Annotated in this window: 17 protein-coding genes, 1 other RNA gene and 1 pseudogene; 9 read left to right on the top strand and 10 right to left on the bottom strand. The window is 45.0% G+C overall.

Annotation, left to right across the window (positions count from 1 at the left end; genetic code table 11):
* Positions 1-167: 167 nt before the first annotated feature.
* The gene (locus ABWW54_RS10865) at positions 168-731 is read right to left on the bottom strand and encodes a CIA30 family protein (protein ID WP_353412277.1); all 564 of its coding nucleotides are present in this window, start codon (positions 729-731) and stop codon (positions 168-170) included.
* A gap of 102 nt (positions 732-833) precedes the next feature.
* Between ABWW54_RS10865 and ABWW54_RS10870 the strand changes: the two genes are divergently transcribed.
* Positions 834-1,043, top strand: a complete 210-nt coding sequence (locus ABWW54_RS10870; protein ID WP_502907801.1) for a DUF6435 family protein — start codon at positions 834-836, stop codon at positions 1,041-1,043.
* Between the two features lie 569 nt (positions 1,044-1,612).
* On the opposite strand, the gene ABWW54_RS10875 is transcribed toward ABWW54_RS10870, so the two are convergent.
* The 3 genes from ABWW54_RS10875 to ABWW54_RS10885 all read right to left on the bottom strand — a co-directional run bounded on the left by ABWW54_RS10875 (position 1,613) and on the right by ABWW54_RS10885 (position 3,307).
* The gene (locus ABWW54_RS10875; RefSeq protein ID WP_353412278.1) at positions 1,613-2,518 is read right to left on the bottom strand and encodes a hypothetical protein; all 906 of its coding nucleotides are present in this window, start codon (positions 2,516-2,518) and stop codon (positions 1,613-1,615) included.
* A 241-nt stretch (positions 2,519-2,759) separates the two neighbouring features.
* Positions 2,760-3,020, bottom strand: coding sequence for a hypothetical protein (locus tag ABWW54_RS10880; protein ID WP_353412279.1), 261 nt, complete (start codon positions 3,018-3,020; stop codon positions 2,760-2,762).
* A complete protein-coding gene (locus ABWW54_RS10885) occupies positions 3,002-3,307 on the bottom strand; it encodes a hypothetical protein (protein ID WP_353412280.1) in 306 nt (101 codons plus the stop codon). The genes ABWW54_RS10880 and ABWW54_RS10885 overlap by 19 nt, the downstream gene beginning before the upstream one ends.
* Before the next feature lie 298 nt (positions 3,308-3,605).
* On the opposite strand from ABWW54_RS10885, the pseudogene ABWW54_RS10890 reads away from it, so the two are divergent.
* Positions 3,606-4,295, top strand: a pseudogene (locus ABWW54_RS10890) (transposase).
* Between the two features lie 128 nt (positions 4,296-4,423).
* Here the strand turns inward: ABWW54_RS10890 and ABWW54_RS10895 are convergent.
* A complete protein-coding gene (locus ABWW54_RS10895; RefSeq protein WP_353412281.1) occupies positions 4,424-5,692 on the bottom strand; it encodes a DAHL domain-containing protein in 1,269 nt (422 codons plus the stop codon).
* Position 5,693: 1 nt separating this feature from the next.
* Positions 5,694-6,656 carry a cytochrome-c peroxidase gene (locus ABWW54_RS10900; RefSeq protein WP_353412282.1) on the bottom strand — a complete coding sequence of 321 codons (963 nt, stop codon included), beginning with the start codon at positions 6,654-6,656 and terminating at the stop codon, positions 5,694-5,696.
* Between the two features lie 499 nt (positions 6,657-7,155).
* On the opposite strand from ABWW54_RS10900, the gene ABWW54_RS10905 reads away from it, so the two are divergent.
* On the top strand, positions 7,156-7,308 hold the full coding sequence (locus tag ABWW54_RS10905) for a hypothetical protein (RefSeq protein ID WP_353412283.1): 153 nt from the start codon (positions 7,156-7,158) through the stop codon (positions 7,306-7,308).
* Between the two features lie 659 nt (positions 7,309-7,967).
* On the opposite strand, the gene ABWW54_RS10910 is transcribed toward ABWW54_RS10905, so the two are convergent.
* Positions 7,968-9,470, bottom strand: a complete 1,503-nt coding sequence (locus ABWW54_RS10910; RefSeq protein WP_353412284.1) for an alpha/beta fold hydrolase — start codon at positions 9,468-9,470, stop codon at positions 7,968-7,970.
* Positions 9,471-9,794: 324 nt separating this feature from the next.
* Positions 9,795-10,153, bottom strand: a transfer-messenger RNA (tmRNA) gene (ssrA, locus tag ABWW54_RS10915).
* A gap of 174 nt (positions 10,154-10,327) precedes the next feature.
* On the opposite strand from ssrA, the gene ABWW54_RS10920 reads away from it, so the two are divergent.
* Entirely contained in the window at positions 10,328-11,347 is a 1,020-nt protein-coding gene (locus ABWW54_RS10920; protein ID WP_353412285.1) for an RDD family protein, read from the top strand.
* A gap of 24 nt (positions 11,348-11,371) precedes the next feature.
* On the opposite strand, the gene ABWW54_RS10925 is transcribed toward ABWW54_RS10920, so the two are convergent.
* Entirely contained in the window at positions 11,372-12,061 is a 690-nt protein-coding gene (locus ABWW54_RS10925; protein ID WP_353412286.1) for an exonuclease domain-containing protein, read from the bottom strand.
* The gene (locus ABWW54_RS10930; protein ID WP_353412287.1) at positions 12,058-13,941 is read right to left on the bottom strand and encodes a DUF294 nucleotidyltransferase-like domain-containing protein; all 1,884 of its coding nucleotides are present in this window, start codon (positions 13,939-13,941) and stop codon (positions 12,058-12,060) included. Before ABWW54_RS10930 ends, ABWW54_RS10925 begins: the two co-directional genes overlap by 4 nt.
* 174 nt (positions 13,942-14,115) lie before the next feature.
* On the opposite strand from ABWW54_RS10930, the gene ABWW54_RS10935 reads away from it, so the two are divergent.
* The 5 genes from ABWW54_RS10935 to ABWW54_RS10955 all read left to right on the top strand — a co-directional run bounded on the left by ABWW54_RS10935 (position 14,116) and on the right by ABWW54_RS10955 (position 22,862).
* Positions 14,116-15,465 (top strand): DcaP family trimeric outer membrane transporter, encoded by a 1,350-nt coding sequence (locus ABWW54_RS10935; RefSeq protein WP_353412288.1) that lies wholly within the window; start codon positions 14,116-14,118, stop codon positions 15,463-15,465.
* 201 nt (positions 15,466-15,666) lie between these two features.
* A complete protein-coding gene (locus ABWW54_RS10940; RefSeq protein WP_353412289.1) occupies positions 15,667-19,161 on the top strand; it encodes a hybrid sensor histidine kinase/response regulator in 3,495 nt (1,164 codons plus the stop codon).
* Positions 19,162-19,281: 120 nt separating this feature from the next.
* Positions 19,282-21,168 (top strand): AMP-binding protein, encoded by a 1,887-nt coding sequence (locus ABWW54_RS10945; RefSeq protein ID WP_353412290.1) that lies wholly within the window; start codon positions 19,282-19,284, stop codon positions 21,166-21,168.
* On the top strand, positions 21,152-22,150 hold the full coding sequence (acuI, locus tag ABWW54_RS10950) for an acrylyl-CoA reductase (NADPH) (protein WP_353412291.1): 999 nt from the start codon (positions 21,152-21,154) through the stop codon (positions 22,148-22,150). Before ABWW54_RS10945 ends, acuI begins: the two co-directional genes overlap by 17 nt.
* 241 nt (positions 22,151-22,391) lie before the next feature.
* Positions 22,392-22,862 carry a YHS domain-containing (seleno)protein gene (locus ABWW54_RS10955; RefSeq protein WP_353412292.1) on the top strand — a complete coding sequence of 157 codons (471 nt, stop codon included), beginning with the start codon at positions 22,392-22,394 and terminating at the stop codon, positions 22,860-22,862.
* Positions 22,863-22,877 lie beyond the last annotated feature (15 nt).

The raw sequence follows: 22,877 nt of genomic DNA on the forward strand, positions 1-22,877 counted from the left end.
GGGGGCGATTATATAGAGAGGCTGAAGCACAGCTCAATGAATAATCGGGTCAGAGTCGAATTTAATGGGCTCTGAACACAAAGGAGAGCGTTTCAATTACCTCTTGTGCATTAAAACGATCAGCCCAAGCTTGCAATCTGACTATCTAAGGTAAATCTGCTGGTCCTCTACTGAAAGCGTATAAAGTCAATCTGCATCATGTATTCAGACGCGACTTTATCGCTTGATATCAGACCCAGACGAAGAATTTTTTGTAGTGCCGTTTGCGACGGCGCGCCTCCAATTTGCTCGTCGAATCGATACTGCGCAAACGATTCGAAGGTAACGGTTTCAGTCTTCCATTCCCCTTCGGTAACAGGCAGCGTTGCTTTAAATCTAGGTTGCCAAAAGCGCCGGTAATTATTTAAGGTAAATGAGAAGTCTTGACCAGATGAAGCGTATCGGATGACAAGCTCTTTGTACTGACTTAGGTCAAGCGTATCGAAGGGTGTTCTTAAGGAGGCAAAGCCGCCGTTATTCTCCAGTGATATAGCGCCGCGCATCACAATCCCCGAATCATTTACATTAATTAACCCGCTAGATAATCCACCCATCACGCAGTCCACCACCACAAACCAGCCGCAGTCACCACAGCCTTTGGAGCCGAAGTTATATTCAAGGTTGGCTTCTTGAGCACGGTATGGGTGGGAATAAGTCATGCAAAGCGCAATGATTAAAAATAGTCTGTTCATCGAGGGGCTCATTCACATTGATCGAGTTCTACTCTATCCTAGGGCTCGTTAGCTTAGTGTGTTGTGTGGTTGTGTAACGTGCCTTCACGTAGGGCAGTTAAGATGAGCGACCATATATCCACAAGCGGGCATGACATGTTTTCCATTTTTAAATCCAATCCAGCCGACAAGCTTAAGAAACAACATTCACAGTTTCTTGAGAAAGCCATGCTGGCTCAACGTAATGGAGATATTCGAACGTACTCCAGTTTGACCAACCAAGCGGAGTCAGTACTGAAAGATCTAGACGCGTTAGCGGGAAAACCAAAGTAAAGCCAAATCAGGCAGGCCCATTTTCAAGCCAATGCACGTGTTTGGGTTGGCTCTATCCCTATTTCTCTTTTCATAGGTGCTAGAAGGGTAGAGTGATTTAATCGATCTTAGTTCGTTAAAAAATCAAATTTTCCTGAACACGTGAATTCGCGTCAAGAAAGCCAAGATTAATTACGCCTTTAGCCGGGGTGATATGATGACAAGCAAGATATTTAAGATGTTGAAAGAATCGTACATATAGTGTCTCAGTTATTGTTTGCTGAGAGAAAACGAGATCAGATAAATGCTTAAGCCAAGTCGATTGCATTGCCTTAGCTTGTAAGAGCTTCAATCTCCAGTTTAAGCTTTTGAATTTGATAGTACTTCAATATCCAATTAGTGATTCCGTACACTGAAGCGGCTATAACCAGTAGGAAGTGCTAACTTTCCTTAACAAAGGCCAAAACGATAGATAACTCCATTTTTCTCCAATTTACGTTGAGTCGGAGGTGATTCATACTCCGTAATAAGGCGATGCCAACATGCTCATGGCAAAATCGGTTTTCTTCTATGTCTCATATTTAAGCCCGCTACCCGCCAGCCGTCATGTACCTTTCTTCGGTTTCTGCAGTTGCGTCGATTTCATGTGATTCGATTTCTAAGTTGCATCCTGGGTATATTCGCTCTGTCATCGCGACCCCGATTGTTTGTTTCGTCTGTGAAAATAATTTTGCACATGCGTTAACCATTTCTTGATTATAGGCCTCTAAGGATATGGACCCCTCTGTGAAGCGCGAGTTTGCTTCGATTGTTGAGTGTAGGTATTGAGAGTCAACATCTCTCAAAGCATGAGTGACGTTAGCCGCCTTGACAGTGTCTCCTCCTGAGGCAACCAAATGAATATTACTGACTTCTCTATTCCGAACCTCTGATTCACCAGCATTAGGCGAGGATGCATAAGAGTGGTTCTCGTTGCTTTCTCCGGGCGAACAACGCTTTTTTCTCCGCTCCCATTCAACTTGGTTTTGCCCGTAAACGCCTAGGGCACTTTTTACAACCGCCGCATAACCCGTATTGGGAATTCCAATCGTACCCAATGTGCTCTTAGCTTTTGTGGCGTAAAGCACTCTGTTTGTTATGTTGTGGCAAACATAGTTAACTCCATAGGTGCCTTCAATTACCAACTTAGGACGGTTTGGGTCGCTGTCCCTAATGTTTGGAGCGACTAAGCACCTAGCATAAGAGATGTCTGCAGTGTCAATGAATTGGTAGACGCCAGCTTCATCTATGTTGCAGAAGTCTCCTGCGCAATACCAATAGCCATCAATGCTGCTAGGGTTTAATGGGATTTTTGATTCTTCGACTAAGAAAGTGTGGACGGGAACACGCACTATTTGGTCGAACCAAGTTCGAATCGTATCCGTCATCAGTTCGCGCACGGGCTTTACCATGACACTGCATACGACTAACTTACCAACGTTTCTATTGCTGCTCATAATGTTTCTTCCAACCCCACTCGATAGAAATCTATTCAGAACGTTTACAGTGTATCTTGGCGCTGCTTAGTTCCTTTAGCCTTTGCGATTTAATCCTTAAACCTAACACAGAACGAGCGTGATCGCCGATAACAAATATGGACTAGAGCTAAGAAGAGAATTACAACAGGTGTGATTTGCTGTGATTCTAATAATGCGCCGTAGTCGGCTCATAATAGACTTGAATTATGGCTTCATCATCTTAGGTCAAGGCGCGATCAGATTCGAGCAGGGCGATACCTCGAGCGAGCTGGCTTGGTTTTATGGGTAGAAGTAAGTCAAGACCTTTATCGTGCGAGCAACCGGTAAAGCCCATTGTGTTCTCTGGATCGTAAAGGGGGCGAATAAATGGTTTCTTACGACCCTGTTGTTCGCACGTTGCAGAGGTAATTAGAAAAACGGTCCGGTAATAAACGCTAAATAACAAGCCAGAATCAGTCTCGCTTAAGGGGTTATAGGCCATTTAACGCCCATGATAGCAGCGAGTATTACGACGAGTGCTACCCAGATATTCCTTGCCAGATCGTGTAAGTGCTTAATTTTATCTACTTCGCCCGTACCGTTAGGCGGCCAATAAAAATACTCAAATAAAAACCAAACGGGAGGCGCGATCACCCAAAAGCCTAATACAAAGTATGCGCAGTCGGGAATTTCTCCATCGGGCCGAAATCGAACAAAGCATGCGATCACCAACGAAATGGTCGCTAGTATCGTCGATACAAAACCGATCAAAGGTATTTTCCTGTTCATGCTAAACCTCAAAATTGTAAGTCCCCTCTAAACAATCAAATAGATGGCACTCCATTTCAATAGTCTCTTTGAGCTATTAGTTGCCCTTATTGAGCGTGCCTGTATCCCAATAGAGCCGGTGAGTGTCCCACAAAAGTAAAGGGGGGGGGAGAGTCGAATTTTTCACTGAAACAAGGGCTTGGTATAAGATCTTAGTCGTTAAATTGATGGTGTCAGTAATATTCGGGGTCAGAGTAAAATTAACGAGCTAATCGCTGTGGTATGCTAACGATAGATGGAACACTACAAGGAGGTAGTAATGTCGAGATTACGTAGAGTGGCACCAGTTGGGGTGCCGCAGCATGGGATTCAGCGAGGTAATAACCGTCAAGTTTGTTTTGGTGGGGAAGATGATATGGCTGCTTACATCGTCTGGCTTAAGGAATATTCTCGTAAGTTTGATGTTGATATCCATGCCTGGGTATTAATGAGTAATCATGTACATTTGTTATGCACTCCCAATAAAGAATATGCTGTTAGCAAAATGATGCAGTCGCTAGGTCGTTCTTACGTTCGATATTTCAACTATAGTTATGCCCGTTCAGGAACCTTGTGAGAAGGGAGATTTAAGTCATGTTTAATTAATAGCGAAAGCTACCTTCTTGAAGTGTATCGGTATATCGAGCTGAACCCTGTTAGGGCTTTTATGGTAAATGAACCTAGCGAATATCAATGGTCAAGTTATCAGTGTAATACATTGGGTAAGGTGTCGGATTTGAGAACACCACACGCTCTGTATTTGAAGCTGGGTGAGAGTGAATCGCAAAGGCAGCAAGCTTATCGAGACCTTTTTAAAATACATGTCTCAAATAAGCTGTTAGCTGACCTGCGTAAAGCCACTAATTCTTGCTTGGCTTTGGGGAGCGATACCTTTATTGATCAGATAGAGGCTTTGTCGGGTAGACGTTTACGAGCAAAGCAGGTTGGTCGCACTAGACTAGATCGCTGAACGCAGGCGACATCGTAATTTTACTCTGACCCCAATTCTTGAGACGTAGTTCTTGCTAAATGTGAAGCCTCCACGCGCCTCTCCCACTTACCACTACGAAGCGATTAAACGCCCAACTACTTCTACTGTCATTCAGACGAAGCGGGCTCCATAATCACCTTACTGATCAGATCACTGGCTTCGCGAGCGTTTCTCTGGGTGTCCTGCAACACTTTGATGGTTTCAGTGGAGTCTGTATTGGTTGACCGTACCAACCTAATTTGTTCTCGAAGAAGCGCAGAGATTGTGGCCTTATCCGGAGATTTGGACTGAGCATGGCTCGAGATATAAACAGCATTACCATGCACCTTTAACAAATCACTAAGCCCGCTGTCCAAGCTTTCGAGTCCAGTTCGAATCTGATTGATGAAAGAACTCAATTCAGGTTGATTCTGTCTTACTCTCTCGCCCAATAAAGCTAATTCTTCATTCCTACTCGATGATTCTTGTAAATCTGAGACCTTTAGGTTCGCAGCGAGTGTTTCACCTGATTGATTTCGATTGTGTTGATTCAACTTATGTATTCGACGGAATACCAAGGCCGTAGTAATCAGAAAGAAAAGCGTTAATGCAATTAGGTAAAAGACACACAAAAGATTGAAATTGGTGTGTGCTTGGCTTTGAGACCCCATCGGCACCCATGAACTGGCTACAGAATCAGTTTTATCAAGTGCAGAATTAAGCGCCACGCTAAGATATCTATCGGTTTTTGGCTTGACCGATGCGACGGTCTCTACGTGAGTAGCAAATTGCGCAATTTCGATTTCTAGATACTCAGGCATTAGCCCAGTGGTCTGGCGAAGTTGTACAGCCATTTGTTTGAGTTTAGTTGGTTCTATATTGCTGGCCTGCCTGCTGAAATTTTGCAAGTCAAACACCGCGTTACTGTACAACTTTGAGACATCGGGTTGACCAGAAGAATCTGCTAAAGAAGTTAATTCTTGCCCAATCTCTGGCGCATAGCGCTCGGAGTTTCGAAGTACTGAGTTATTAGTCTTGAATTTTTCAACACTGTCGAGCTTATTGATAAATGCAGCTCTTAAGGTCTTGAGACGATTTGAAAAAACACTACTTTCATCGGCCCCCTCAGTCAAATAACCTTCTTCTAAATTGTCCAAAAGACTCTCTATCTCAGCACTGGCGCGCACCAACATGTCGTAATTTGTGTCCATGTTAGCTCTACTGCGTAACAGCAGCTCATTAAGGCGAGTATTGGCATTTTCAATCCGAAGCAGATCTGCGTTTAGCTCGTTTGCTTTAGCTTCTATGTTTGGCAAAGCCTTGTATTCGAGGTATACATAAACGCCCCCAAGAGTGAAAAATAATAGGCAAATAAGAAAAATAAGTAGATTTTTCATACTATTTTACTCCCTGCGGTTTTTCACCCACTAGCGACCCCAAAAAAGAGATGATCGCGTCGCGGTCTTCGTCTGGAACTCCTCGACCAAGTTGAAACTCAATCATAATCTCTACGGCATCTTGTAATGTCTTAACTGACCCGTCATGAAAATACGGAGGTGTAACCGCGGCCAACCTCAAGCTAGGAACTTTAAAAACCCGTTTATCCCATTCGTTTTCTGTGACGTTGTACCTCCCTAAATCTTCACTTAGCGAACCGTTGTGGAGGCTGATGTCTTCCAATACTCCAAATTTTTGGAACATGTTACCACCGACATTCACGCCCTGGTGGCATGAAATGCACCCGTAACTTTTAAACAGCCGGTAGCCGTCAATTTGCTGTTGATTTAGTGCACCAACATCACCATTCAAAAATTGATCAAAAGGAGAGTTTGGTGTCAGTAGCGTTTTTTCGTATTCCGCTATCGCCTCTACCACCGCCTTTTTATTGACTCCGTCAAACCCAAGCTGTTTGAATGCAGCAGTGTAATAGTTATCTCCTTTTAGCTTTACGATAACTTCATCCCATGAAGACATACCCATCTCCACTTGATCAGTAACTGGGAAACTTGCTTGATGGCTAAGATTATCTGCGCGCCCGTCCCAAAATTGCTTGAAGTTAAGAACGGAATTGAAAATTGTTGGAGAATTCCTTTTTCCCAATTGTTGTCGAATTCCCGTTGATACCGCGGATGGTTCGGCGCCCCAACCATCCACAACATTATGACAACTCGCACATGACAGCTCATCATTCGCTGAAAGTCGAGTGTCAAAAAATAATTTTTTACCGACCTCAACCAAATCCTTATTCGTTTTAACCTTCGTGGGAATCGGTACAATATCGTCATTAGCAAAACTGACGATTGTGAATAAAAAACAACAAGCTAAACCTATGTTGACGTAAATCAATTTAGAACATTTCATGTATATAACCCCTGCTTTCGCCAATGACGCTTTGGACGATAGCGTTTGGCTGACAAAGCCGATTTAGTGAGACCTGACCCGAACTATCGGCGGCTATTCTGGGTGATTACACATGGAAAAGATACGTTAATGATTGCTCGAAATACAAAATATGCACTTTTTTGCATTTCAAATGCAATTAGTTAGACAATTGACTAACACCACTCTGTGGCTTTGGGGAAATGATGTTTTAAGGGGCCTTCTCTTGTTCAGCTGAGAGACTAGATTTAATCTTAATAGCCTAGAACTTTAAGATGAACGTGGCTACGTAATTTTGTATTTTTAAAGTCCGGCCCGAGTATTCTATCCTAACCCATTTACCTCCTTTAAAAACACCATAAGATTGCCAACATGTAGACCGGATTTTTAACCTCTATGTAATATTCGGGGTCAGAGTAAAATTAACGAGCTAATCGCTATGGTATGCTAACGATAGATGGAACACTACAAGGAGGTAGTAATGTCGAGATTACCTAGAGTGGCACCAGTTGGCGTGACGCAGCATGTGATTCAGCGAGGTAATAACCGTCAAGTTTGTTTTGGTGGGGAAGATGATATGGCTGCTTACATCGTCTGGCTTAAGGTGACCGCTGCTCAGAGAATCAAGCCGTGAAAGGTGAGTTTGCGTGCTAATTGGAAGGCAAAGCTTCCGCTCCTGCTCACTCCCCTTAGCTGCATCCCTGTAGGCATAATCGAGCTCGATTTCCGTGCTTGACCTTCGTGTTGAGCGCGGCGCCTAAGATTTTATCTTGTTGTCATTTTGTGAGATTTGCTGGCTAAATCAATTGTTCATCGGAACGTAGGTCTTACTTCTGTGGTTTCGGTACCAAAATGCCGATTCACATACCGGTTTAAAAATAGTCATAAATTGGTATTCCTGATGCCAAAATACAGCATTATTTAAACTGTCTATCAAATAGAAGCATCGAAGAATCTTTGGCCTTTACGGTTATAAAGAAGCATAAATGATTCATTCTGGTATAAAAAAAGAACCATTTAGGTTTCATTTCTGTGTGAGTGAAGCCAATATGCTTCTTTATTGTTTTGTGTGGTGAGTATTGGTAATGAGGTCTTTGTTAAATCAAATCAAAAAAAGGCGTTTAGCTCTCGGTTTTAAACAAATCGATATGCAAGAGCGGGTGGGCATACTGCGCTAGGTGCGCCAAAGCTTAGAGTCAAAGGAGAAGTCGCGGCTTGAGACATTGGAGTTGGTTGCATTCTGCTTTTCGTATTGTGTAACTAGGCTTTCATGTACACTTATAAGCAGTCCTACTAGCAGCTCAGATCTTGCGCATTCGGATTTGCAACGAACTTTCCTGCTGATATTTCGGCGCATTGATTGGCGGTCATGACAGAATGTGCTGTTTGGTATGTTAGCAGCCTGCTATTTGGGAACAACCTCTTTGAATTTTCAACATCAAACAAGGGAGTAATTGAGTCATACCTTCCTTGCAAAAACAGAGTCGGCACGTTAATCGGCTGCTCTTCTCCCAAAGACTCTTTTGCGGCTGACACATCCATTTCCTTGCAAAAGTCGTTGGACTCGGTGGAGAGTAATGCTGAATCTCGAATGTAACCACTGGGTAGACGGTCGATACTTGAGCGAAGTTTTTTCAGATCGATAAATGGCTTGGTTTCATAGCAGTAGTGTGCTCGAGCATTAACATCACCCCATTGAGGGTCAAGCATATACGTAGCATAGTCTGCAAAATAGGGTTCCATTGTTTGAGTATTTCCTTGTTCTAATTGATCAATTATGAGGGCTAAATCATCATAAATATCCATACTGTAACTAGCATTGATCAACGAGGCGATAAAGCGATTACCATTTAGCAAAGCCGTTAGGTTTTCTCCTGTATTGTGATTTTCTATAGTCATCTCAATGGGATGTAGCTTAAGCTGTCGATATATAGTCCAAATACGCTTTTTAGTATTATTAATTGTGATGTTACAGCTTCGATTTATAGCGCAGTGGGTATAGAGTGATCTGTATGGAGCCAGTGTCTTTTTAACAAGGTCTTCATCTAGAGAAATATGCGGAAATGCGGCGCTGTCGAGGATCATGCTCTCGACAACTTCGGGCTTGCTTCTTGCCATTTCCTGCGCGTAGACAGCTCCGTAGGAGACGCCAAATAAGACTAGTTGTTTTGTCCCTAGTGATTTTCTTAGAAGATCAATATCTTTTGCGATCGAGGCGCTGTTGTAATGAGTTAAGCCAATTCCACGGCTTTTATATTCATTAATGCATTTTAAAATTGAGGCTTCGTCTAAAGCAAATTCCTCAGCGAATGATAGGTTCTGCTCTAAGATATTGAGTTGAAGTTTTACGAAATGATGACAAGCTAGGGAAGGTTTTGCTAATCCGGTTCCTCGAACATCGATAACGACTAAGTCTCTGTCTTTTTTTAGAGAGAAATCATCGTGCTCTTCCTTTATATTTTTAACTCCTTCATGGGAATCCAAATACATCGGCCCGCCAGGTCCTCCGCCTCCTAGATGAAGAACCGGAGCTTTGTTAGAAAGTACATTTGTAGTTTTAAAATAGACAACCGGGAACCTAATTTGCCGCCCGGCAGGTTGTTGATGATCCTCTGGAACGTTCATGTAGTAGCAAAAAGTGAATACTCCCCATAGCTTTTTGTCAAACCAGCAATTAGTTCGCTCCAAACCTATATCTTTTTGTCCAGTTCTCTCGGGTAGGGCTAACTTATCAATAGCTATGAGTGCACCTGCCACCTGAATAGAAATTACAATAGTTACTTTGATGAGTTTCATGAATTTATTTTAGAGGTTGCCCATTTGCTTATCCTTGCTAGATCTTTGGCGAAACGAGCTGGAGATAATTTAAGAAAAGGGGGCAGAGTCGATTTTTCACTGAGACAGGCGCCTGGTTTGTGATCTTAGTCGTTAAGTTGAGGCTCTAAGTGGCTGTTAGCTATAAGCTATTTTGTGATTTGGATCTCGATATTGGCACACTCTTGATCATAAGAGAGACATCAGCATGGGAAATCTCGCTATCTTGCATTACAGAAAACCCAGGTTCGGTTTCTAGGACTTAAAAGCATTAAAAAGGCCACCAATAAGGTGACCTTTTTAATTTGGTGGAGGCGGCGGGGATCGAACCCGCGTCCACAAGCCCTCCGCTCTACGGATCTACATGTTTAGTTTGTCTTTAGTTTAACCCCTTCCAACTGGACAAACGCACTCGGTGCGGGGCGGGTCGAATTGCGTTTTAACGGCAGCTTAATCGACACAAGCTACTCGCGATTACATGTGAGATGAGATCTCAAAGTCCAAAGCCATGAACAACTCCGGCGAGACCCTAGCGGCTCTAAGCTGCTAGTGCGTAGTTATCGTCGTTTGCAACTATAACTTTTGCAGCTAGTTTTAAGAGTTAGTCTGCAATGCTCTACATGCACCGAAGGTTTCGCGACCCATGTCGAAGCCATGTCGCCCCCATTTTCGATTGCAATTGAGATCTAAATCTAAATCGCGAATTTGGGTAAATCTTCGATTCCGCTAGTTTAGCAGCGGCTGAGGAGTATATGGGGCTATTTTTTACTAATCAAACAAAATTAACGCTATTTGGGCATAATACTCAGTTATTAAAAACGCGTTTACTTACACTTAGAATGACAGATCCAACTCCTAACGCCAATTTTACAGAAGATAAAGAAACAAGAAAGGTCGTCACGCCATTTGCCTTTGGTGTGCACGAGTCTCTTTTGGGAGTGCGCTTAGCCAGTCCTATGAGGCGGCTGATGGCCTTGCTTATCGATTTTATTTGCATAGCTTTACTCACCTTGTTGGACAGCTATTGGTTAACCTTAATTGTGTTTTTAATTGCCGTTAAAACGTTTATTCGTATACGCAAGGATGAGGGCAAACAACTCATTAAGTTTTCTTTGGGGGGCATTTCGGTTTTCGCTTTGTTGCTGTTGTTTTTGCAGACCTGGTTGAGCGGCTATATTAATAGCAATGAGGCAGCAACAGATGCCGACAAAGCGGGCGTCGAGGTTCAGCAATTAGTGCAGAAGCAGCCCGTGCTAACGTTTGATGGCCGAGGGTATGAACTGGAAATCTCATCGCTGCTGGATGATGACAAAAAGGCGATTTGTAAAGAGGAGTCTGCTTGCGATACTCGTTTTTTTGAGGCGCTATCAAGCGATCTTATCAGTAAAGGCATAAAGTTTAAGAAGGCTAACAAAATTTACGAAGACGTCAGGGCCTTTTTAGAAAAGCACGACAGATTGGATTCTGACTCATCAAACGTAAGCTTGGGCCAGAGCGTATACGAATCTAGGTTCAGCAAAGCTCATTCAATTACCGGGAATTCATCCGGGGCTGGTTCTTTCATGGAGTGGGTTGAAGGTCGATTGGGCGACTTAGGCTGGAGCTTTGGGTGGGCGTCGGTGTACTTCAGCGTGTTAACCGCTTGGTGGCAAGGTCAGACCGTTGGTAAACGAGTCCTTGGTATCAAGGTTGTGCGGATCGATGGAGGGGATATCGATCTCTGGGAGAGCATAGGCCGATACGGCGGATACAGTGCTGGGTTGGCTACGGGCTTATCAGGCTTTTTGCAGATTTATTGGGATGCCAACAGGCAAGCCATACAAGATAAAATTTCTGAAACCCTTGTGATAAGGCCTTGATATTTATCAGCTAATTTTCATCACTTAGATGACTTCATGTAGTTTTCGTTGCTTATCTGAATCGATCCGGGTTAGTTGCGCTAAAAACAATTCGGCTGTGGCAAGCGCGTCCGCAGCGGCGTTATGTTGTGCGTAATTTGGTAACCCATAACGTTTACGACTGTTTGCTAAGTCTATCTTATGCGCAACGTTGCCTTTTAAGTTCAGACGTTTTGCCTCAATCTGCATCGTGTCTATAGTGGGCCATACTAAGTCCGCGCCATAATGAATTTGGCATGCGGCGTTTATGAACTTTCTGTCTAGATGAGCGTTGTGCAGTACCAGGACATGGCCAGCTAGGTTTTCTAAAAAGACATCGAGTGCTTTTTTAGGGCTCAAACCGTGCGCTAAATCTTTGTGAAATAGGCCGTGTATCGGCGCTGATTGCGCGAGGTTTGCGTTTGATAGCGAAACGGTGTGATGTTGCGATAAGGAATGATTAATAGCCAGATTTTCAATTACCGTAAATCCGTAACTTACAATGTCATCTTTGCTCGAGTTTAAGCCTGTCATCTCTAAGTCAGCCACCAAATAGGAGATAGCACTGAGGTCAAGGCGGCGAGAAGGCGGGTCAGAGGACAGAAGCTCTTTTAGTGGCCCATCTTTGCACAGTTTTGCATGCCTACGTTGTGCGGCGGATTGTATTTTGTCTTTGATGGCTCCAGTGATAATCACAGTAAGCCTCTTTGAAATGACAATTTAAGGCCGCGCTGTAGGTCTCTAACTACCTTGAATGCGTCGGTTAGCTGGCGCGCAGTCAATTGGCTAAGACTGCTGGGGTTTATATGGTTATCAGGCGATTGACTTCGGCTTAGTTGTAAGCCTTGATGCAGCAGGCGCTGATGGGATATGAACTCTTGCGCATCCAATAAGTTTTTCCCGTCGACATCGCTGATTAGCCCACTTTCTATTAAAGCCTTGATACGCTCACGAGTATTAACCGTGCTCATTCCCGCCGACAAAGCGTGAATTCGTGCGATGTCGGTAATCGGCATAATGCCTCTCTTTTTGATGTCAAAGGTGTTTTCTTGTTCGCCGCTGGTTTCAACCACCAGTTGCTTAATAAACCCCAGTGGAGGTGTTAACCCCAGTGCATTGTTGGTAAGAAGAGCCAAAAATATGCCGTTGTCTTTGGCTAACTTAAGTACGTGCTTTTGCAGATCCTCAAAAAGGTCTTCCGCGCCTTGGCTTGTGTGAATTGGGCGCATGTCAAAAAAGATACTTGTGTGCATTAACGCCTTTTCCGAGGGCTCTGATATCCACTTGTGAAACGTACTTTTCCACGCATCTAAGGATATGCGCCATTGAGGGTTTTTCGCCATAATGTCGCCCGGACAGTAAACATACCCGCAAGCATCCAAGCCTCGATTTACGAACTGAGCCAACTCATAGAAATAGCCATCGTTGTCTGAATTGTGATTGTTTGCAATCAATAAGCCATTGTCCTGATCTGATTTAGCGGACTGATCTTGTCTGCCTTGTGAACCGAAGGCCAGCCAGACGAACGGGCAGGGCTCTTTCCCCAGTTTTAGCTGGGCCAGGTGGATCAAATGACGGGTCAACGCTCCGGTTACCGAGGTTAGTATTCTACCTAAATCGTCTGCTCTAACATCTTGTTTTATAAGCTGTAATAGCAATTCAGGTATTTTCTCAAATAGTTTTGCCAGCTCGTCGATTGACTTAGAGCGATGTATGTCATTAATGATGAGCACGGGGTCAGAGGCTTGAAGTCTAATTAGGTCGCTTAACGTCAACATCCCGACAGGCTTACCCATGTTTGTGACGGGTAGGTGCTTTATTTTATGTCTAATCATGATTAAGGTAGCTTCGTGCACCATGGCATGTTGATCAACCGTGATCGGGCTAGAGGTCATCACTTGTTCTATTGGTTGCGAAATGTCGATGCTCTCAGCCACTACTCTTTTTCTACAGTCGCTGTCAGTGAATAGGCCAACTAATTGTTTCTGATCATCAATAATCGCTAATGACGCGATATTATGGTCACACATGCGCTGCGCTGATTCTCTGATTGTGGTGTCGGGGTTTACCGCTATTAATCCTTTCGCCATCACTTCCTGAACTACCGTGGCCAAGGCTGTGTTTTCGGGTCTTTTGCGCAAACCGACTCGCAGACGTTGAGCAAACGCTTGGTTAAAAAAATGATCGAACTCAGAGCTTTGATTGCGTATTGTTTTAAAGGCTTTTTTGTCTAAACGATAGAGCAGCCCGTCTTCCACCACATGCAATTTATGTTTTGTGTTCTTCCCTGTTAATAAAGAGATAAACCCGAAGAAGCCACCTTCGGACACTCGCTCTACCAACTCGTCGTTATCCGTTCTGATATCAAATACGCCTGCACGAACAACAAAAAGTGATGGGTTTTTATAGTCCAACACGGCCGCCGTCTGTTGTTCGTCAATAAAGGCCCGATGATACGTAGTAAGAAGGTTGCTGGCGCAAAAGAGTAATTGTTTTTGGCTTAGCGAATCAAACGGTTTGATTGTTTCTAGAAACCGACCGGCTTCTCTATGTTCTGGTGGGAATTCAGAGTTCATTACTTTGTACGCTAAGTCATTTTTGGACTCTTTATAACTGCCGTTCCTGGCTGATCATGTCAACTGGTTTCGGATACGACTTTAGTCGTAATTAGACTATCGGCTAATACCTGTAGGTGTTGAAGATTGCGATAGTTCGACCTCACCAATAATAATGATGTGAGGAGAAGACGGATGAAGAGAAAACTAGTATCCAGTTTTTGTGCGGGTATGGTCGCCATTTCAATGGCCCCACAGGCAGCCTTCGCGAGCCCAGAGTTAGAGGCTAAAGTCAAACAGCTAGAGGCACAGCTTGAGCAGCTAAAGAACTTGGTCATGCAGGAAAAACAGCACCGCGAAGACGAAACAAAGTCGTTGGCTTCTGAAGTAAGTAAGGTGAGTGATCGTGTGTCCGCGAGCAGCCATAACGTAAACCTGAGTAAGGGCACCAGCCTAAGTTATGGTGGGTTTATCAAGGTAAATGGCATGTTTGACGATTATCAAGATGGTGCTGCTCCCAGTGCTTCGGTGGCTTCTCGTATTCTAGTTCCCAGTCTAATACCTGTCGGTGACTCAGCATCGAGTGAGGGGGCTGAGTTCAATTCTGATGTGGCAACTTCCCGCTTGTATTTCAAAACATCAACCGATACGGCGGTAGGTAAGATTAAGTCCCATATCGAAATGGATTTCTTAAGTGGCGGTGGTGACGAACGTGTTTCTAATTCGAACAACTCCAGAATGAGGCACGCTTACCTTGCGTGGGATTATGCCGACGATGCGTCGTTATTAGTCGGTCAAACATGGAGTACCTTTTTTAATGTCGGGGCTCTACCGGAGTCGGTCGAGTTCATTGGCCCCACATCCGGGACGATCTTTAATCGCCAACAACAGATCCGATGGACTAAAAAGCTAGGCGGAGGATCCTCGTTCATGCTGGCTGCTGAAAATCCGTCAACCAGCTTAGCCGATGCAGGTTCTGGTATCGCGGCAAGTAATTTCGATGACAACAGCGTTCCTGACGTGATTGCTCGGTTTAACGGGAAAAGCGGAGGGCACTCGTTTGCATTGTCGGCAATGGGGCGTGAAATAGCCTATAACGATGGTGCTAATGATGAGAGCGACTTTGGTTTTGCCGTTAACCTCGCCGGAAAAATCGTGTTCAGTAACGGTGATGATCTAAAATATTCCATAGCGCACGGTAATTTAGGAAGGTATATCGCCTTGAACGCGTTTCGAGATGGAGGCATTGATGCTGCGGGCAACCTTGATTTGACCAGTGTTACAGGCGGGTACGTCGCTTATCGCCATCACTGGAATGAAAAATTACGTTCTACTATTCAATATTCCTATTCATCAGCTGATTTAGCAAATGGGCTTTCCTCGGCGAATACTGAGTCTGTCTCAAATTTTAATTTAAATTTGTTTTATTCCCCTACGCCAAAGATAACCTTTGGTGGGGCGATAATCCAAGCAAACCGCGAGCTGGAAAATGGGACGGATGGGGATTTGACCCGCCTCCAGTTAACGGCTAAATACGGTTTTTAGAACAGTTCGGAATGAGGGTAACCTCATAGTAGTATTGGCCATGTGAGCTATGGCCTATGTTTTGCCGAAGCAGCGTAATTGCTGCTTCGGTTTTTTTGCTTGGTGTTTTGTCCTACTATGTGCAATCTAAACGATGCTCAACACAACGCAGCGTGAGATCAGTGCAAAAACAATAATAACTATCAAAACGGAGGGCTTTCAATGAAGAATGTCGACGCCATAGCGCTGATCGGATTTGCCTACATTTTTTTGCTGTTCTTGATCGCGTATTTTGGTGATCGTGGTTCTTTAAAGGCTGGTAAGCCTTATAACAGTAACTTTGTCTACGCTTTGTCTTTGGCCGTTTATTGTTCTTCATGGACTTTCTATGGCGCGGTGGGTACGGCGGCCGTAGATGGCCTGGATTATTTGGCAATATATCTTGGGCCTTGCTTGGTGTTTTTATTCGGTTATCCGGTGGTCAGACGAATCATACTGATCTGTAAACAAAACAGCATTACCACGATCTCAGATTTTTTATCAAGTCGTTACGGAAAGAGCCGAAAGATAGCCATGCTGGTTACGGTGATAGCGGTTGCCGGTTCTCTGCCTTACATTGCATTACAGTTGAAAGCCATCTCAAGCTCTTACTCGATTCTGAGCAACGATGGCCTGGGCTCTCATGTCGAGGCAAGGGGGTTTATTTCTGATAACGTGGCTCTGATCGTCGCGGCAGGGTTGGTGCTTTTTACCATATTGTTCGGTACACGGCACTTGGATGCGACAGAGCATCATAAGGGCATGATTCTGGCCATCGCGTTTGAGTCTATCGTAAAGCTGGTTGCTATTCTGGCCGTTGGCTATTACGCCATGTACTTACTGCTCGACGCGGGTGCGCACAGCGGGTTTGGTGATTTTGTTGACAGCCAACCGCTAAAAGAGGCGTTCGGAGGAGGCAACTCGACCTGGACTAGTTTCTCAACCAAGCTGCTGTTGAGTATGTCAGCCATTATTTTATTGCCGAGGCAGTTTCAGGTGGCCGTTGTTGAGGCGAGGGATCACACTCAATTTAAGACCGCGATGTGGGTAATGCCCGTTTATTTGGTGCTCACGAGCGTCATCGTTATCCCAATTGCGTTGTCTGGCATGGTATTACTGCCTAATTCTCCAGAAGATATGTACGTTCTTTCGCTTCCGTTAACGGCAGGAAATAACACCTTAGCGGTCGTGGCGTTTATCGGTGGATTATCAGCGGCGACTGGCATGGTTGTGGTTGCGGCAATTAGTTTGAGTACGATGATCTGTAACGACCTAGTCATGCCGCTGTTGATTCGGCGCAATGGCATTAGTTTCCTTAAGCGAGACGATTTGAATAACGTCATTTTGACGATCAGAAGGTTGGCAATTTTGGGTTTAATGCTGGGCGCATACGGCTACTTTAAAATGATTGATAGCAACCAGCAGCTGGCGAATATCGGCCTGGTGTCATTTGCCGGAATCATTCAATTTTTACCCGCGACGCTGTTCGCTATATTCTGGCGAAGAGCTCATAGCGAAGGCGTCTTTCTTGGTCTGGCTGGCGGCTTTTTACTTTGGGCCTATACACTGGTCCTTCCGACTATTTTGTCGCAAGGTTCCATCGACTCAGTATTTGCCGACTCAGTACTCCACCCTCAGAATCTATTTGGCTTTAGCTTTGATAATTCACTAACTCATGGCGTGGTCTGGAGTTTGGGTGTGAATGTTCTAATGATCGTGGTGTTTAGTTTTCGCGAGTCGCAATCCGTGATTGAAGAGCTGCAGGCCAGTCGTTTCTTCTATGCTGGCGCTTCTAGTCGGACGTCGAAATCGTCAGGCGCAGCCACAAATGTGTATGAAGTGAGCCCTGATGCATTACATATTGTTGCTGAACGAATCATAGGCGCTAAAAGCTCTAGAGCTTTGTTTTCTCAGTATGAGCAGAGAACAGGATTGGATCTATCTATTGAGACAGAAGCAGACCAAGGCTTGATTGCGGCGGTGCAAACGGCCATTGCTGGCGTGATTGGGACCGCATCGGCCCAACGTGTGATATCCGATACATTGCTTGGTGATGAGGAGTTTATTGGTGAGCTAACGCACCTGGTTGATGAAACGTCGACCGCCTTAAAATTTAATCGTAATTTGCTCCAGACGACATTGCAAAATATCACTCATGGCATCGCTGTTGTGGACGATGATTTGAATTTGGTTGTTTGGAACGACAATTATTTGAAGATGTTCAATTACCCGGAAAGCATGATTTACGTGGGTAAACCCATTCGACTTGTTTTTGAGTACAGTGCCGAAAGAGGGGACTTTGCAGGTAAAGACGCAGCAGTCGAAATCGCAAAACGGATTAAATATTTACAACAGCGCTCCAAATACACCACTGTTCGGGAAACCGTCAGTGGGGTCATATTGAAAGCCACTGGCGTGCCCATGCCGGACGGCGGATTTGTGACCACTTACGAAGACATAACAGAGAGTGTTAATGCGGCAAAGTTACTAAGAGAAGCTAACGAAGAGCTGGAAACTCGAGTACAAGAGAGAACACTTGAACTTGAGGCTATCACCAAGGAATTAGAGCGTAACACAAGAAGTAAAACACACTTTTTAGCTGCCGCGAGTCATGATTTACTGCAACCGATTAACGCGGCCCGATTGTTCACACACAGCATTTCGGAGCGCTCTAATGACCCTTCCGAAGTGGCTCGCTTATCTCAGAGTATTGATCAATCTTTGACGACGGCCAATGAATTGCTGCGGGCTTTGTTGGATATATCAAAATTGGACGCTGGCGGCATTGAGCCTGAGCCTAAGGTGTTATCGGTTCAAGAATTTTTACGTGGCATAGAATCCGAAATGCAGGCAAGCGCCAATGATAAGCAAGTTTCGTTAACGGTTGATGCCAGCCCTCTGTTTATCTTTAGTGACCGGCAATTGCTGTTTTCAGTGATGCTCAATTTGGTTGCAAACGCGCTTCGTTATACGCCTGAGGGAGGGAGCGTCGCACTTCGCGCTTTTCGCTCCGAGCTAGGTCGGGTGAAAATTAGCGTTGTTGATTCTGGTTTGGGTATCGCTAAGGAGCATCTTGATCACATTTTCACCGAATTTTATCAGGTTAATGACGGAAAGCGTAGATCAAGTCGTGGCTTAGGTTTGGGGCTATCCATCGTTAAACGTATATGTTCTCTGTTAGAGGTTGATTTTGATGTTAAATCAGAAGTGGGAAAGGGCAGTACATTTTCCATCACTCTGCCTGAAACGAAATCATTGCCTTCAATGACTCGGTCGGTGGATAACAAACCTCCAATGATGGATATGAAGCTCATTGGCACCCGCGTTCTGTGTTTGGATAACGACGATAACGTGCTTGCCGCTATGGAAACATTACTCGAAGGCTGGGGATGCGAGGTTTCATGCGTGGTGTCGTTTGAGGAGGCTAAGCAACAGTTTGACGACAACGAATATGATGTTGTGTTGGCTGACTATCGGTTAGACGGCGATGCAACAGGGTTGGACTTTCTTGAAAAGTGCCGCGGCAGTTCTAAGCCGTTGCAAGGAGTTTTAATCACGGCAGAACAAGACAAGACCTTAAAAAATAAAGCGGCAGATAATGACTTACTGTATATGGCAAAGCCAATCGAGCCAGCGGCGTTAAAATCATTGATGATGTATTTGGTGTCGAATATTTAGCAAGTTTGGCTCTCCGACGCTCTGGCATCAAATCACTCTGGTGTCAGACTATTGTCGAATTGTGAGGGGATTGGCTACTGTGTGATAGTGGCCACATCCTAACTAAAGCATGGCCCGCTAATGACGTACGAAAATGAATACAATGAGTGGTTGAGAACGCCTGATGAATTTTGGAGACAGCAGGCTTCGAAGTTGGCTTGGTATAACCAACCAACGGTAGGTCATGAATCAGTCGATGGCCAATCACAATGGTTTGCAGATGGAACAATGAACACTTGCTACTTAGCTCTGGATCATCACGTGCTCAATGGACGCGCAAAGCAAGCAGCGCTTATTTACGATTCTCCTGTTAGCGGAGTGTCACTCACTTATAGTTATGAGTCTTTATTAGATTTAACCGCTAGGGCGGCCGGTATGCTGATCGATCTAGGTGTTAGCAAAGGCGATACGGTGATTATCTATATGCCGATGATCCCAGAAGCCGCGATAGCAATGTTGGCTTGCGCACGAATAGGCGCTATACATTCTGTGGTTTTTGGCGGCTTTGCGGCACCGGAGCTAGCATCACGCATCGCTGATGCAAAGCCGAGTGTTATTTTAACCGCATCGTGCGGAATAGAGGTCGAGCGGATTATTCCCTACGCTCCGCTCATTAACGAAGCATTGCGGTTGTGTGAGCACGAAGTGAGTGCCTGCGTTGTGTTGCAACGTGAAGCGGCCTCAGCGCCTCTTCACGAAGGGCGTGACTTCGATTGGAAAACGCTGTTAGAGCGGTCAGGCCCGGTGGACTGCGTTCCTGTGAATGCCTGTGACCCACTGTATATTTTGTACACCTCTGGTACAACCGGGCGTCCTAAAGGAATTGTCAGGGACAACGGAGGTCATGCCACTGCATTGAACTACAGTATGGGGTCGGTGTTTGATATGAATGCCGGCGATGTGTTTTGGGCGGCGTCAGACGTTGGTTGGGTGGTTGGCCATAGCTACATTGTTTATGGGCCATTGATTCGGGGTTGTACCACAATTCTCTTTGAAGGAAAGCCAATAATGACCCCAGATGCCGGTGCATTTTGGCGAGTGATTGAAGCATACAATGTAAACACGTTGTTCAGTGCACCTACGGCATTCAGGGCCATTCGTAGAGAGGACCCGAATGGCGTGTTGATCAAAAAATATAATACAGAAAGTTTGCGTCGAGTATTCGCAGCGGGTGAGCGACTCGATCCACCAACACAGGTTTGGATGGGGGAGAAGTTGGGTGTTGGTGTTATTGATAATTGGTGGCAGACTGAGACCGGTTGGCCGATCTGCGCGAATTTGACGGGCGTGGAAGATTTGCCGGTTAAATACGGGTCTGCCACTAAACCCGTGCCTGGGTTTGATGTTCGAGTCTTAGATGAGTCAGGCCAGCGTTGCGAAGCCGGAGAACAGGGTAAAGTAGTCATAAAATTACCGTTGCCCCCTGGCTGTTTGATGACGGTTTGGGGCGATCATCTTAGATTTCAGGACGCCTACCTAAGTCAATTCCTGGGTTACTACTCAAGTGGTGATGGGGGATATGTAGATCATGAAGGCTATGTTTTCATCATGGGACGCGTGGATGACGTAATTAATGTGGCCGGTCACAGGCTGTCTACGGGTGATCTGGAAGAAGTTCTCGCTCAGCATTCGTCGGTTTCCGAGTGTGCCGTGGTTGCCATGAGGCACGAATTAAAAGGAGAAGTGCCAGTTGGGTTTGTTGTTCTTTCAGCGCACGATAATCCAGAAAATGTGGCGTCTGAGTTAGTTGACTTGGTACGTTCGGAAGTGGGAGGAATTGCGTGTTATAAACAGACTCACATTGTGCATAGCTTGCCTAAAACGCGTTCTGGCAAGATTCTTCGCAAGACACTAAAGTCGATGCTTAATCATGAAGCTTACTCTGTACCGCCTACGATCGACGATCCGAGCGTAATAACGGAGTTGGAACATCAACTCAAAGGAGAAGAATATGAAGTATCCAGATAAGTTTACCGCGTTGGTTGCGTCTGATGGTGACGCGGGTTTTTCCGCAGAGCTTAAAGACGTTTCTATTAACGAGCTTCCAGACAATGACGTTTTAGTTAAGATAGACTACTCCACGTTAAACTATAAAGATGCTTTGGCGGTCAGTGGGCGTGGGAAGATCTGCCGAAACCTCCCGATGGTGTGTGGTATCGACTTTGCAGGAACGGTGGTTGAATCTAAGACCTCCGCATGGTCCGCTGGTGACCAAGTTCTGGTCAATGGATTTGGAATGTCGGAAATTCATTGGGGAGGATATAGCCAATACCAGCGCGTTCGATCAGAATGGCTTATTAGGACTCCTCCCAATTTTGATTCAAAGGCGGCCATGGCGATTGGAACGGCTGGCTATACGGCCATGCTTTGTATCAATGCGATTAAGGATCATGGAGTGACTCCCGAGGACGGCCCCGTGGTAGTGACCGGCGCGTCTGGCGGTGTGGGTTCCGTCGCGATTTCCTTGTTGAGCCAATTGGGCTACGAGGCGGTTGCCGTGAGCGGTCGAGAATCTATGCACGATTATTTAATGCGCCTCGGAGCGAGTAGCGTTCTATCTCGAGATGAATTCAGTCGTAAGTCACGCCCCCTTGAAAAAGAACGGTGGAGTGCAAGTATTGATTCAGTAGGCAGTTCAACACTTGCCACGTTACTCGCTCAAACAAAGTACAACGGCATTGTTACTGCGTGCGGTCTAGCTGGTGGTCTTGATTTGTCGTGTACTGTGATGCCGTTTATTCTAAGAGGGGTAACGCTCAAAGGGGTTGATTCCGTGATGGCGCCTATGGCAGATCGAGAGAGAGCTTGGGCCTCATTGTCGCAATTGTTAACAACAACGGATTTGAACTCATTGTGTACTGTTAAAGGGATGAGTGAGTTTCCGAGCTTAGCTGATCAATTGCTTGATGGAAAACTAAATGGTCGAGTTGTGATCGATGTGAATGCTTAAGTTTGTTCAACATTTCAAAAGGCTGACTCCTTTGTGTCCACAGTGTTCTTGTGACTGGCGCAGGGTTTGATCGCGTCTATCAAGCCCATTAGGGTAGAGTTCAAAAATAAGGATGTTTATTTAGTCAAGTTTTTGTAACGGATTGTCTTCTGACTGGGTCTAAAGGCTGTGCTCTCTTTAGGGCATGGTTTCGAGAATCGAATTCGCGAAGCATTTTACAAATAAACTATTTTGAGACCTTATGAAGAATATTAAAAATATCGTTGTACCTTTTGTGTCAATTTTTTTCTTAGCATCATTTTCGCTAGCGCTAGCTGGCAGTGACATTGAAGTAGACGACAATGGAATCATCCTCGCGGGACATGACGCGGTAGCCTACTTTACTGAAAACATGGCAGTAGAAGGAAATAAAGATTTTACCAGTGTGTATCAAGGCGCAATATATCGCTTCAAATCAGCTGAAAATCGAGACACGTTTAATCTGCAACCAGCAAAATACGCGCCCCAATTTGGCGGCTTTTGTGCTTTAGGCGCCGCTTACGGTAAAAAGTTTGAAATTGATGGAAAAGCGTTCAAGGTCGTAAACGGTAAGCTCTACGTAAACAAAAATGTGGATGTCGCCGAAACCTGGGTTGAAGACGAAGCGCAGTATATCGCGGACGCAGACAGTAAATGGAATGACATTAAATCTGTTCCGGCAACAGATCTATAGAGACCGACTCTAATA

Source organism: Arenicella sp. 4NH20-0111 (assembly GCF_040366405.1).
In the GTDB taxonomy this organism is placed as follows: domain Bacteria; phylum Pseudomonadota; class Gammaproteobacteria; order Arenicellales; family Arenicellaceae; genus Arenicella.

What these genes read in the sequence shown, in the direction of transcription:
- ABWW54_RS10865 (WP_353412277.1), bottom strand. Translation starts at nt 731, where the DNA reads ATGAACAGACTATTTTTAATCATTGCGCTTTGCATGACTTATTCCCAC.
- ABWW54_RS10870 (WP_502907801.1), top strand. Translation starts at nt 834, where the DNA reads ATGAGCGACCATATATCCACAAGCGGGCATGACATGTTTTCCATTTTT.
- ABWW54_RS10875 (WP_353412278.1), bottom strand. Translation starts at nt 2,518, where the DNA reads ATGAGCAGCAATAGAAACGTTGGTAAGTTAGTCGTATGCAGTGTCATG.
- ABWW54_RS10880 (WP_353412279.1), bottom strand. Translation starts at nt 3,020, where the DNA reads ATGGCCTATAACCCCTTAAGCGAGACTGATTCTGGCTTGTTATTTAGC.
- ABWW54_RS10885 (WP_353412280.1), bottom strand. Translation starts at nt 3,307, where the DNA reads ATGAACAGGAAAATACCTTTGATCGGTTTTGTATCGACGATACTAGCG.
- ABWW54_RS10895 (WP_353412281.1), bottom strand. Translation starts at nt 5,692, where the DNA reads ATGAAAAATCTACTTATTTTTCTTATTTGCCTATTATTTTTCACTCTT.
- ABWW54_RS10900 (WP_353412282.1), bottom strand. Translation starts at nt 6,656, where the DNA reads ATGAAATGTTCTAAATTGATTTACGTCAACATAGGTTTAGCTTGTTGT.
- ABWW54_RS10905 (WP_353412283.1), top strand. Translation starts at nt 7,156, where the DNA reads ATGTCGAGATTACCTAGAGTGGCACCAGTTGGCGTGACGCAGCATGTG.
- ABWW54_RS10910 (WP_353412284.1), bottom strand. Translation starts at nt 9,470, where the DNA reads ATGAAACTCATCAAAGTAACTATTGTAATTTCTATTCAGGTGGCAGGT.
- ABWW54_RS10920 (WP_353412285.1), top strand. Translation starts at nt 10,328, where the DNA reads ATGACAGATCCAACTCCTAACGCCAATTTTACAGAAGATAAAGAAACA.
- ABWW54_RS10930 (WP_353412287.1), bottom strand. Translation starts at nt 13,941, where the DNA reads ATGAACTCTGAATTCCCACCAGAACATAGAGAAGCCGGTCGGTTTCTA.
- ABWW54_RS10935 (WP_353412288.1), top strand. Translation starts at nt 14,116, where the DNA reads ATGAAGAGAAAACTAGTATCCAGTTTTTGTGCGGGTATGGTCGCCATT.
- ABWW54_RS10940 (WP_353412289.1), top strand. Translation starts at nt 15,667, where the DNA reads ATGAAGAATGTCGACGCCATAGCGCTGATCGGATTTGCCTACATTTTT.
- ABWW54_RS10945 (WP_353412290.1), top strand. Translation starts at nt 19,282, where the DNA reads ATGACGTACGAAAATGAATACAATGAGTGGTTGAGAACGCCTGATGAA.
- acuI (WP_353412291.1), top strand. Translation starts at nt 21,152, where the DNA reads ATGAAGTATCCAGATAAGTTTACCGCGTTGGTTGCGTCTGATGGTGAC.
- ABWW54_RS10955 (WP_353412292.1), top strand. Translation starts at nt 22,392, where the DNA reads ATGAAGAATATTAAAAATATCGTTGTACCTTTTGTGTCAATTTTTTTC.